Here is an 11,866-nt window from a genome sequence, read left to right as displayed (position 1 = left end):
TAGGTGATCTCCTTATTTTTGAATAAAGACATCATTGAACAGCGGGTACGCCAATGAGTCAAATTTGATGTCTTTTACGGTTTTGGACGCAGCAATGGTGTATGGGAATACATAGATCGGAATGATAACCGCTTGCTCGATAATCGCCTGCTGAACTTTCGCGTACAGCTCCTGGCGCTTCGTTTCATCCTTCTCGACCAAGCCTTGATCGATCCAGCCGTCTACCTCGGCGTTTTTGAACCCAGGCAGGTTTTGGCTCGCGCCTACACTGACCGCACCGGAATGGTAGAAGGAGCGCAGTGCTTCGGGGTCGGAGTTCACCTGGCTGTTGCCATAAATATCGTAATTTCCGTTCTCGTAGACAATCGTGCGTACATCCTTTGTAATCTCGACTTCTACGGCAACGCCGATTTGCTTCAGCTGCTGCTGAATAATGGCGGCGATATCATTTCTTTTCTCGCGGTTTGGCGAACCGTCCACATAATGGAGCGTCAGCTTCTTGCCGTCTTTCGCGCGAACGCCATCGGCCCCTTTGACATAACCAAGTTCATCAAGCAACGCATTCGCCTTGTCGAGATCCGGCTTTACGCCGCCTTCAAGCGACTTGTCGTAGCCAAAGGTGCCCGGTGTAAGCGGCGACCATGCGCGGTCATACGTACCCAGATAGAGGGTCTTGACGATCGCATCGACGTCGATGGCTGCTTGCAGCGCTTGCCTTGCCTTCAATTCATTCCATGGCGCTTTATTCTGATTAATAAATAACGTATACGGCAAACCCTGCGTATTCGATTTGAACAGCTGCAGCTTCTCGTCCTTCTCTAAAGCGAGAATGTTTTGCGGCGGGATCGTTTCCCCAGCCAGCACTTGACCGCTCTGTACGCTTCCGATCCGCGTAGCCTCTTCTGGTGCAATTTTGAAAACAACCTTATCGAGGTATGGAGCTTCTTGATTCACGACAAGAGGCGGCGCCCATTTGTAATCCAGGTTGCGCTCAACTGTAATCTGCGAGTTCTCCTCCCAGCTAACGAACTTGAACGGACCAGTTCCTACTGGATTTTTGCCCAATTGATCCCCGTACTTTTGAGCTGCGGTTGGCGATACGATACTTACCAGCGCTTGGCTAAGGTTTCCGAGAAACGCATTGGAGGGTGTCTCCAAATTCAGCTTGACCGTAAATTCATCGATTACATCCGCCGATTTATAAGGCCTAATCAGCGCTGCCGAGTTAGCTGCCTTCGTCTCCGGGTTCAAAATACGATCGTAATTGTATTTCACAGCTTCCGCATTAAACGGCGTGCCGTCATGGAACTTCACGTCCTGACGCAGTTTGAAAGTATAGCTCAGGCCGTCCTCTGACACCGACCATTCCGTTGCAAGCCATGGCTGAATGGTGCCGTCGGGCAATTGAGCAACCAGATTGTCATGAATCGTCCGAATCGCACGGACAGCAACGGCGAGCCCGCTGCGGTGCGGATCAAGCGTATCTGGCGACGTGGCAAGCGCATAGGTGAGCTCCCCGCCCTTTGCAGGCGCTGTCGCCGTCGTGGCATCCGTAGTTGCGGCCGGTGCGGCACCTTTATTCGTATTGCTAGCTTTATTCGTGCCTGCGCAGCCGCTAAGCACAAGCACCAACGCCGTCGTAAGCGCAATAATCGTTTTCCAGCTGTTTCTTTTCTTTAACATAATAAGAACCCCCGTTTCATTTTCTTAAGTTATACCGCTCCGTTTACTTGTGCTGCCGCTGCCTCAGCCTCGGCTTTCTCCTCTTCCGTGCCTTTCAGCTTTTCCCTTTGCTCCGTATAGCGATTCGCCGGAATCGGCAAGCCGAGATTGCCGCGCAGCGTATCCGCCTCATACTCGCTGCGGAATAAGCCACGGCGCTGCAGCACCGGTATGACAAGCTCCACGAATTCATCCAGTCCTGTTGGTACGCCCGCTCCTACAATAAATCCGTCAACGGCGCCTTTCTCAAACCACTCCTGAAGGATATCAGCCACTTTCTCTGGCGTTCCAATGAACGGTGTTCTAGGCGTTGCCGAACGCTGGGCTACCTGACGCAAGGTTAAGCCTTGCTCCTTCGCTTCGCGTTTGATTTTGTCCGTTGTGCTTTGGAAGCTGTTTTTCCCAAGCTCGCCTAGTTCAGGAAACGGTCCGTCGAGCGGATATTGCTTGAAATCATGATGCTCGAAAAAACGTCCCAAATTATCAAGCGCGTTATCGATGCTGATTAAATTCGCAACTTCTTGGTATTTGCGTTCCGCTTCCTCGTCTGTATCTCCGACAATAACCCCGATGCCTGGAAAGATAAGGATCTCATCAGGTGAGCGTCCGAGATCTGCCGCTCGGCCTTTCACGTCTTGGTAAAAGGCGATTGCATCCTCAAGCGTCTCTTGATTGGTAAAAATCGCATCGGCCGACGCTGCCGCTAGATTTCTGCCACTATCGGAAGAACCTGCCTGGAATACGACTGGCTGCCCCTGCTTCGATCTCGCAATATTAAGCGGGCCTTTGACCGAGAAGAACTCTCCTTCGTGATGCAACGTATGCAGCTTGCTTTGATCAAAAAACTCGCCGGTTTCCTTGTTTCGGACAAAAGCGTCATCCTCCCAAGAATCCCATAACCCGCGTGCCACCTTCAAATATTCGGCTGCAATCCGGTAACGCTTGCTATGGTCCGGATGATTCTCAAGCGGAATGCTATAGTTCAGCGCGGTTCCTTCAAGAGGGGAGGTCACAACATTCCAGCCGGCTCTTCCTCCGCTAATATGATCAAGGGATGAGAACTGTCTTGAAACGGTAAAAGGCTGGCTATAGGAAGTGGAGAGCGTGCCTACCAAGCCGATCTTCGAGGTAACTGCGCCGAGGGCAGACAATATCGTAATCGGTTCAAAGCGGTTCAGAAAATGGGGATTCGATTTCTCGTTAATATAAAGCCCGTCTGCGATAAATAAAAAATCAAACTTCCCTTCCTCTGCTTTGATCGCCTGCTGTTTGTAAAATTGAAAATTAACGCTCGCGTCCGCCACTGCATCAGGATGTCTCCACCCTGCCAAATTGCCACCTGCTCCATGCAGCACAGCACCCAATCTAAGTTTTCTTTGCTCCGCCATACACTCTCCACCCTTCTCTAACCCATTAATTTTTCAATTTCCTAGTACAACCTAATCTACCTGTTTCATATTTAACAATTCAAATAGGTTTTATCGGAATTATGTTGAGATGAGTCTATCACCTGCGATCAAATGCAGTCAATCGCATCCATAATAGATAAATTCTATATCGATATACAATAATTCAATGCGCCCGCTTACTTTATATAGAGATAGACAGAACAAATAGGGGGACTTCTTGTCCCCCATGGTTTTTTTGAGCTGAGCGTAATCAGTGATCGTTTTAGTGAAGCGCTTTGCGGAGAGCCCATTCGATCAGTCGCCATGGGAGCAGTTTTTTCATGAGGAAAATCATTTTCGCATCGCTGCCGCAGGTATAACGCAGCTTCGGATGGCTTTTTCGGCATATTTTCACAATCGTGTTGGCTACGTGAATCGGGTCGGGAGCATTTTGCTCCGACTTCGCGTTGAAGGCGTTAAAGCGTTCGATCATTTTGCTGTAGGGGGAGTTCGGCTCACTGCAATATACATGCTTGGCTGAAATTCCCGTATCATAGGTCCCTGGCTGAACAAGCACCACTGAAATCGAGAAAGGCAGGAGTTCCAGGCGAAGCGCCTCGCTAAAGCCCTCCATCGCAAATTTGGAAGCGGAGTAGGGGCCCGTGTTGGAGAAGCCAATAATGCCGGCTCCGCTGCTGACATTAATCACTTTGCCAGACTTGCGAACCCGCATATGTGGTAGAACCGCCTTGGTCACTGCGACCATGCCAAAAAAGTTCGTCTCCAGCTGCGCCCGCCAATCGGCCATAGGCACTTCCTCAATAACGCCCATTACCGCATAGCCTGCATTATTAACGAGGACGTCGATACTCCCCCACCGCTGAATGACTTGTTGAACGACATCTGCGGCATTTTCGTGGTTGGTGACATCAAGCTTCATGGTTTCCACATACGCTGCCACTCCCTGTTGCTCGGCCTTGCCATGTACGTTATCCTTTTTGCCTATGTCCCTCATCGTTGCGATGACACGGTATCCTTCCTGCGCTAAACGAATTGTGGTTAAAAGTCCAAACCCGCTGGAAGCTCCCGTCACCAGCGCGATGGGGCGATCTGACTGCTTTGCAGCGTTGTCCATCCCAGCACCACCTTTCTTTTCTCATCCAATGACCGTAGCAGACCATCCAGATCCATATTCTCCATGGCATTGATTATAGCTCAAAAAGAAAAGCGGTGCTTTGACGAATCGGATGAAATCAGAAAAATCATTACAATAACCTTTGTCTGTGAAACTTTAAACTGCTATTGAAGAGCACAGCATTAATGCTCCAAACTGTACTGCTGCGAAACAAGCTTACCGTAGAGCTCGTTATTCTCGAGCATCTCCACATGGGTGCCCTGACCGGAAATTTCTCCATTCTCCAGCACGATGATTCGATCCGCGCCACGTATCGTTGACAAGCGATGTGCGATGACAAGCGTTGTTCTTTGATTCATCAGACTTTGCAGCGCTTCCTGTACCGACTGCTCAGAGTTGCTGTCGAGATGGGCTGTCGCCTCATCCAGCAGCAAAATATCCGGGTTCCGCAAAATCGCACGAGCGATAGCCAGCCGCTGACGCTGCCCGCCCGAGAGCATAACGCCTCTCTCTCCCACTTCCGTTTCATAGCCGCTTGGCAGCGATTCAATAAAAGAAGACAAGTTAGCCTGCCGCACGGCTTCTTCCAGCTCCATCTCGTCTACCTGTTCAAGTCCGTAAGTGAGATTATGGCGAATTGTGCCCTGCATCATTGGACTTTCCTGCGATACGTAAGCCATACGCTTGCGCCAGTCTTCCAGCCTCATCTCTGCAATCGGTTCGCCTCCGTAAGTGATAGAGCCCGCCGTGGGATCGTAAAAACGCTCTAGCATCGAGAAAATCGTCGTCTTCCCCGTGCCACTCGGTCCTACAAACGCCGTCACCTGGCCCTGCTTCACTTGAAAGGAAAGGGAATGTAAAATCGGCCGATCTTCGGTATAGCCAAAGCTAACCTGGTTAAACTGGATTGCGGCTCCGCGCGGCTCATTACTTGGCAGCACTGCCTTAAGCTTTGCGGCTCCAGACTGCTCCTCCTGCTCATTGAGCAGCTCCACGATGCGCTCAGAAGCGCCCATCGCCTTCTGGAATTGGGTGAAAAACGAAGCCATTTGCGTAAAGGGCATGACAATCTGAAACATATACAATAGGATGGCGACCAACTCGCCGCCAGTCAAAGTGCCCTGCGCCAATCTCACGCCGCCATATCCAATCAGCAAAACAAGAATAAAGAGCATCACCGTCATCATCAGCGGAGTTACTATGGCCATGATCCGTGCTTCCTGCAGGCCATACTTGAACAATTGATTGATCCGCAAGCCGCCTTTCCGCTGCTCGGTCGGTTCGGCAAGCGATGCCTTTACCAGCCTAATGTCAGAGAGTACGCGGCCAAGATCACCCTGAAACATCGCCGTTTCGTCCTGCATGGATTTGGAAATGGCGAACATTTTAGCTCCGAGCGGCCATAGGACGAGCAGCGCCAGCGGAACGGCAACCAGCATAAGCACCGTCAGTTTCCAGTCGATGAGCAGCAGCAAGACAACGCCTCCGATGATCGATAAAATGCCGCCCATAAATGAAATCACTTGCCCGGTAATAAATTCCTTAATCACGTTCGTATCATTGGTCATGCGGCTCATCGTCTCTCCGGAATTGTTGCGGTCAAAAAAAGGAACGGGCAGCCGCAGCACCCGCTCCCATACCTCGTGGCGCAAACCGGAAATCACATGCTGCCCTACATAAGACATCGTATAAACCGAGAAGCCTGACATAATCGTCTGCCCAAGGAACACCACTCCCAGTACGATAAACGTGGCCGCTTGTACGGTAGAAGCAGAAAGCTCCTCAACGAGATTTTTCGTCAGAAGCGGGATCGTTAAGGATAGCAGCGTTTCCCCTAGACCAAGCACAACCGCCGTTATAATTAATAAATTGGACGGTTTATGCTTCATAATCACTTTGATAAACTGCGATAAGTGAACAGCCTTTTCCGGCTTTGCAGCATCAGCTCTTTTCCCCATTCACAAGCTCCTCCCTAAGTATGTTGAATGCTTCCAAATGGTCAAATACAATTTTTAAGTAGGCCTCCTCCTGCTCGGTAAACGCATTCGGAAACAGGATAGGATCTATCGGAGCTTCCCGATCGGTCAGAAACCCTATATTGGAAAGCTCCTCTTCATTCATGCTCTCGAGGACCGGACCAAGAAGCTCGTCCAGAAACGCAACCAGCCTTCGTCCACTCCCAAGCACTTCTTCATCCAGCGGCTCCTTGCCTTGCTTATAATGTTCTTTCAATTCCATCACCATTGCGGTAATGGTACTTTCCTTAGCCAATCGCTCATCTAAGTTCATATCATCCATAAAAAGTGCTCCCACGAACGAAGAAGGCATTTGCTGCGACAGCCACTGCTTCTGATTCTCCTCATGCTGGATATTGTGGATAAACACAAGCATCAAATCACTATCGACCCGCCCTGCTCTTTCGACGATTTTTTGCATCCGTCCAATCGTATCCAGCACCTTCTCCAAATGCCGTTGCTTTTGTTGCAGCAGCTCAAATTGCACAGCTAACGATTGCTGGAAATCCTCATCCGGCCTTTGCAAGTAAGAGACAATATCCTCAAGTGAAAAATCCAAATATTTGAGCGTTACTATTTTTTGCAATCTAACCAGATCCCGCTCGGTATAGAAACGGTGACCGTGCTCATTCCGCTTAGAAGGCGTTAACAAGCCTTTCCGATCATAATAACGGAGCGTGCGCTCCGTTAATGATGTCAGCTTAGCGAAAGCCCCAATCGCATAAAGCGCATCCTTTTCCATGTGTATCCCTCCCCCCTCTGAAAAAAAGTATAACCCTTGACGCAGCGTCAAGGGCAAGTGGTTTTTAAAAAAAAAAAATAAGAAATGTTTCAATTCCCCTTAATCGGTTTAATAGATAGACAGCTTATTCCATTCGACAAAATCCTTTTATATTTTCAATATATTAAAGGACAAGTTTGTATAATATTTTTAATTAATTTAATATTTTTACAAAATAGGGGTTGTAAGTTATAGGAAAGTATATATAATAAATTTGTGAACAATTTGTTACAGCAACACGAAATTAAAGGAGAGAACTTAATGGATTTTTATCAACAAAACCAAGGGAATCCGGGAGCGCCTGGTTATGACGGCTACCACCAGCAGCAACCCGTGGCACCCATCATTACCGTGAAAGAATGGATGCTTATGATGCTCATTCTTATCATTCCGATTGTAAACATCATCATGATGTTCGTATGGGCGTTCGGTGAAGGCAATCCTACGAAACAAAACTACTTCAAGGCTTCCTTGCTCTGGGCTGCAATCGTACTTGGCATTTACGCGGTTATTATCGTGGCGGTTATAGCCATAACTGCTGCAACGGCAGCGAACTACTAATCGGCCTTCATTATACATAGCAGCAGATAGAAAAAGCTCTTCCCCCAAGCAGTTTTTCTGCCTAAGGAAGAGCTTTTTTTGTTTCTATCATCAGCCTGAACGTTTGCCTTGCATTCAGATGTACTGTGATTGTTCTATAAATCGCTATTCTACTTCGCGGAAACGGTATACCTTGCTTGCATAATCAGCGGAAAATTGCGGTGTGGCCAAGCCAGCGTGCAATAACTGATCGCCGCCGTACACCGATTCTTCGCCATGCAGTTTATAATCCCGATTCGGATCAAGTCCTTGCAGACGGAAGCGGTTAAGCTTCGTATTAGGCTCTTTCAATACAGAGACGTACACGACGAATGCTTCGCTCTTGTCTTTGGAAACGAACATCCATGCCGTATCATTGCCTTCAAATGGACTCAATAGGCGATAAAAATCGCCGAATTGCACGAGATGGCGCACATCCTTGTACAATTCCACTTGTACTTTAACCGCGTCCTTCTCTTCTTGCGTAAACTGGGTCAGATCAAGCTCATAGCCAAAATTGCCGGAGAGCGCGACGTTTCCTCTCGTCTCTAGAGACGTGATCCGGCCTACTTGATGGTTAGGCACCGCTGAAACATGGGCGCCCATCGAGCTAACCGGATAAACAATGCTCGTTCCGTATTGAATCTTCAAGCGGGATATCGCATCCGAGTTATCGCTTGTCCAGGTCTGCGGCATATAGTGCAGCATCCCCGCATCGAAGCGGCCGCCGCCGCCAGAGCAGCTCTCGAACAGGATATTCGGGAAAGCTGTCGTAATTTGCTCCAGCACTGCATACAGGCCAAGCATATAACGATGGGCCGTCTCGCGTTGGCGATCCGCCGGAAGCAGAGCTGAACCGACCTCCGTCATATTGCGGTTCATATCCCATTTCACATAAGTGATAGGCGCACTTGAGAGAATATCCGAAATCGACTTCACGATATACTCCTGAACATCCTTCCGTGACAAGTCCAGCACGAGCTGATGCCTAGCCTGTGTCCGTCTGCGGCCTTCGATATGCAAGCACCAGTCCGGATGCGCTTTGTACAGCTCGCTCTCCGGCGAGATCATTTCTGGCTCGAACCATAAACCGAATTGCATATCAAGGCGCTTCACACGGCTAACCAAATCCTCCAAGCCGTTAGGAAGCTTATTGCGGTCTACGAACCAATCGCCAAGCGATGTGTTATCATTGTCGCGCTTACCGAACCAGCCGTCATCGAGAACGAACAGCTCGATGCCAAGCTCTTGGCCCGCACGCGCAATATCTTCGATTTTGTCGGCATTGAAGTTGAAATACGTAGCTTCCCAGTTGTTAACCAGAATTGGGCGTGTCTGATCACGGAATGTTCCCCGAATAAGACGCGCACGGTAGAAATCATGGAAGCTGCGCGACATGCCGCCAAGCCCTTGGTTAGAGTGGACCAAAACCGCCTCGGGCGTTTGGAATTGCTCGCCAGGCTCTAATTGCCAGTTAAAGTCAAAAGGATTAATACCAATAAACAGACGCGCCGCATGGAATTGGTCCACTTCGACGCCAGCTGTGAAGTTCCCGCTATAAACGAGGTTTACCCCGTATACATCCCCATGCTCTTCCGTTGCCCCTTCAGAAAGCAGCGCGACGAACGGATTTTGCATATGGCTGCTTGAGCCTCTGCGACTCTCAACCGATTGCAAACCCGGCACGAGCTTGCGCTTATGAATATGGCGCTCGCGAATCCATGCGCCTGACAGCTGCAGCATTTCAAATTGATCATGTGCAAAATCAAGGCTCATACTGAATGCGCGCTGCAGCTGCAGCGTATCCGTACCATGGTTAACGACTCTTGCCGATCTCGCGATCGCGTCATACTCTTCGAATACCGTGTAGGATAAAATAACAGACAAACCCGCTAGCTCGTCCTTCAATGTGATTTCAAGCGTTTGTGCTTCCTTGTCGCTTTCGGTATAAGTCGAAGGAAGTCCTTCAAGTGACTTCTTACCATTTATAATCGTATGGGATTCATAACGAAGATCCGTTACCGTCGAGCCATTCGGCTGCTTTACCTGGAATGCAGGCATGCGGAAATCGGAGTTGCCGTAAGCCGGATACTCATGCGGAAGCGTGTCGAGCGACAATTCGAGCTGGTCCAGCTCCGTGCTTGGCGTAAAGGACGCCCGTTCGGTAAGCTGGAACAAGCGGTCAAGCTGTACTCCGCGTACCTTCTTACCCCAGTAAACATGGGCAGGATAGCCTGCTTTGGTCACATGAATAACGTAGCTCGTATCCTTGGATTGCAAATGGAATAAAGAACGCTGCTGATCATATTGAATCGTCAAAATAATAACCTCCTGAAGTTAAATGTCGTTTTGGAGCAAGGGGCTGCCGCAGCTTTCCCGTACAATGAGCGTCGTATTGATCGTCATATGCACGGCCGCCTCGCGCCCTTCAATTCGCTCAAGAAGCAGCTGTACCGCTGCTCTGCCCATTTGTTCCGTATAGGCACGGACGGTAGTTAGCGGCGGGTTCAAATAAGCCGATATTTCAATATCGTCAAATCCTATAATCGCCATATCCTGCGGTACTTTAAGACCATGCTCATGAAGTGCACGCAGCGCGCCAACCGCCATCGGATCGCTTCCGATAAAGCATGCTGTCGGCTTTGCGCTTTGCTCCAGCAGCCTATTCATTGCCTCATAGCCGCTATTCGAGGACCACTGTGCCTTGATTACCAAGCTTTCGTCATACAGCCCCAGCTCACGCATCGCCCTCTCGAAAAAAATACGGCGCGGCTCGTCATTCTCAAATCCGTCTTCGTGGCGATAAAGCCGATGAACCATATCGTTACCGCCGATATACCCTATTCTTTCATGCCCGAGTGTCCTAAAATGCGAAATGACAGCTCTGGTTGCCTGCTCAAAGTGCAGCATCACCGTGTCATATTCATTCAGCTCAAACGAATGGTTAACGAATACAAGCCGTTTGCTGTTGCTGTACAGCTGTAGAACATCGCCTTCGTCTATGGAGCCTACAACAATGACGCCATCCAGCTCGTGTGCAGGCTGCATCTCCGCGCGGCTGCCGCCCCGCATGACCTTTACGATACTGATTCCGAGCTCCTCGCAGCGTGTTTCGATGCCTTTGCGAATCGAATAAAAGTAAGGGTCATCATGCTCATCCTCCAGCGTGGACCACATCAGCAAACCAATTTGCTGGCGTGAGAGCTGCTCATCCTTTTTCATCCTTCGCAGCCGGGATGGCTTATATTGCAGCTGCTCGGCAATGCTAAATATACGTGTCCGTGTTTCCTCACTTACCGCCAAGGTCACGTCATTATTCAAAACCCTGGATACAGTAGTAGATGAAACACCCGCCTCCTGCGCAATATCTTTGATCGTCGCCATACCACACTCCGAATTTAGTTAATATTTTTACTAAATAACAATTACAGTTTACCAGACGCTCCGCCCATCTACAAGCACTAATGCGACATTTGATTAAACTTTCCGTCTGTTTGGGTAATATGAATGCAAAGAATACAAAAGAGGTGACCGAATTTTGAAAAAAGGAATAGTATTCTTATTGCTATTGCTGCTTCTGTCCGCCTGCGGCTCAACTGTCAATCCAGACGATCCTTCAACAGATGGCGGAACAGCTGTGCCCTCCTCTCCAAGCACAAATCCGACTGAGCCTTCGCCAAGCGGAAATAGCGGCACTAAGCAACCTACTGACCCCATTGCCGCAGCTACGTCAGAGGAAGCGGCAGCGACAATCCTTTTAGCTTTAAAGCAGAGTGATATGACCACATTAAACGCGTATATCCACCCGGAGAAAGGCTTATTATTCTCACCTTACGCTCACATTGATACGAGTTCTGCCAAAGTTTTTCAAGCCAGTGGCTTGCCGCCATTTACCGATTCTACCGTATATAATTGGGGAGCCTATGATGGCTCCGGAGAACCTATTTCCCTAACTTTTAAGCAATATTACGAGAAATTTGTTTATGATAAAGACTTTCTTGCCTCAGAGAGCGTCGGCGCTGACGAAATAAAAGGAGAAGGAAATATGCTTGTTAATATTAAGGAGATTTTTCCGGGCAGCTTCGTGATGGATTATTATTTCAGCGGGTTTGACGAGCAAGATGCGGGGATGGACTGGGAGAGCCTCATTCTTGTACTTGAAGAATTAAACGGAGCTTGGTACTTGAGCGCCATTGTCCACTCGCAGTGGACAATCTAAATAGCAAGTGCTGCCTCCGGGGACGGG

At 49.1% G+C, this 11,866-nt stretch carries 9 protein-coding genes; 2 read left to right on the top strand and 7 right to left on the bottom strand.

Annotation, left to right across the window (positions count from 1 at the left end; genetic code table 11):
• Positions 1 to 12: 12 nt before the first annotated feature.
• The 5 genes from E0496_RS15465 to E0496_RS15445 form a co-directional block, all read right to left on the bottom strand.
• Complete coding sequence (locus E0496_RS15465; protein WP_141502697.1) at positions 13 to 1,683, bottom strand: ABC transporter substrate-binding protein; 1,671 nt, start codon at positions 1,681 to 1,683, stop codon at positions 13 to 15.
• A gap of 29 nt (positions 1,684 to 1,712) precedes the next feature.
• Positions 1,713 to 3,110, bottom strand: coding sequence for an LLM class flavin-dependent oxidoreductase (locus E0496_RS15460; protein WP_141502696.1), 1,398 nt, complete (start codon positions 3,108 to 3,110; stop codon positions 1,713 to 1,715).
• Between the two features lie 283 nt (positions 3,111 to 3,393).
• Positions 3,394 to 4,245, bottom strand: a complete 852-nt coding sequence (locus tag E0496_RS15455; protein ID WP_141502695.1) for an SDR family oxidoreductase — start codon at positions 4,243 to 4,245, stop codon at positions 3,394 to 3,396.
• A 182-nt stretch (positions 4,246 to 4,427) separates the two neighbouring features.
• A complete protein-coding gene (locus tag E0496_RS15450; RefSeq protein ID WP_141502694.1) occupies positions 4,428 to 6,203 on the bottom strand; it encodes an ABC transporter ATP-binding protein in 1,776 nt (591 codons plus the stop codon).
• On the bottom strand, positions 6,187 to 7,002 hold the full coding sequence (locus tag E0496_RS15445) for a MerR family transcriptional regulator (RefSeq protein ID WP_141502693.1): 816 nt from the start codon (positions 7,000 to 7,002) through the stop codon (positions 6,187 to 6,189). Before E0496_RS15445 ends, E0496_RS15450 begins: the two co-directional genes overlap by 17 nt.
• Positions 7,003 to 7,302: 300 nt before the next feature.
• Here E0496_RS15445 and E0496_RS15440 point away from each other — a divergent pair, with 300 nt between their 5' ends.
• The gene (locus tag E0496_RS15440) at positions 7,303 to 7,602 is read left to right on the top strand and encodes a hypothetical protein (protein ID WP_241674817.1); all 300 of its coding nucleotides are present in this window, start codon (positions 7,303 to 7,305) and stop codon (positions 7,600 to 7,602) included.
• A 144-nt stretch (positions 7,603 to 7,746) separates the two neighbouring features.
• On the opposite strand, the gene E0496_RS15435 is transcribed toward E0496_RS15440, so the two are convergent.
• Positions 7,747 to 9,939 carry an alpha-galactosidase gene (locus tag E0496_RS15435; protein ID WP_141502692.1) on the bottom strand — a complete coding sequence of 731 codons (2,193 nt, stop codon included), beginning with the start codon at positions 9,937 to 9,939 and terminating at the stop codon, positions 7,747 to 7,749.
• A gap of 18 nt (positions 9,940 to 9,957) precedes the next feature.
• Positions 9,958 to 11,004 carry a LacI family DNA-binding transcriptional regulator gene (locus E0496_RS15430; protein WP_141502691.1) on the bottom strand — a complete coding sequence of 349 codons (1,047 nt, stop codon included), beginning with the start codon at positions 11,002 to 11,004 and terminating at the stop codon, positions 9,958 to 9,960.
• A 154-nt stretch (positions 11,005 to 11,158) separates the two neighbouring features.
• Between E0496_RS15430 and E0496_RS15425 the strand changes: the two genes are divergently transcribed.
• Entirely contained in the window at positions 11,159 to 11,839 is a 681-nt protein-coding gene (locus tag E0496_RS15425) for a hypothetical protein (RefSeq protein ID WP_141502690.1), read from the top strand.
• Positions 11,840 to 11,866: the final 27 nt, after the last annotated feature.

It is taken from the genome of Paenibacillus luteus (assembly GCF_006542765.1).
In the GTDB taxonomy this organism is placed as follows: Bacteria; Bacillota; Bacilli; order Paenibacillales; family Paenibacillaceae; genus Pristimantibacillus; species Pristimantibacillus luteus.
This window is presented reverse-complemented; position numbering and strand designations above follow the sequence as displayed.

Coding starts and splice junctions, on each gene's coding strand:
- E0496_RS15465 (WP_141502697.1), bottom strand. CDS start 1,683: ATGTTAAAGAAAAGAAACAGCTGGAAAACGATTATTGCGCTTACGACG.
- E0496_RS15445 (WP_141502693.1), bottom strand. CDS start 7,002: ATGGAAAAGGATGCGCTTTATGCGATTGGGGCTTTCGCTAAGCTGACA.
- E0496_RS15460 (WP_141502696.1), bottom strand. CDS start 3,110: ATGGCGGAGCAAAGAAAACTTAGATTGGGTGCTGTGCTGCATGGAGCA.
- E0496_RS15440 (WP_241674817.1), top strand. CDS start 7,303: ATGGATTTTTATCAACAAAACCAAGGGAATCCGGGAGCGCCTGGTTAT.
- E0496_RS15450 (WP_141502694.1), bottom strand. CDS start 6,203: ATGGGGAAAAGAGCTGATGCTGCAAAGCCGGAAAAGGCTGTTCACTTA.
- E0496_RS15430 (WP_141502691.1), bottom strand. CDS start 11,004: ATGGCGACGATCAAAGATATTGCGCAGGAGGCGGGTGTTTCATCTACT.
- E0496_RS15455 (WP_141502695.1), bottom strand. CDS start 4,245: ATGGACAACGCTGCAAAGCAGTCAGATCGCCCCATCGCGCTGGTGACG.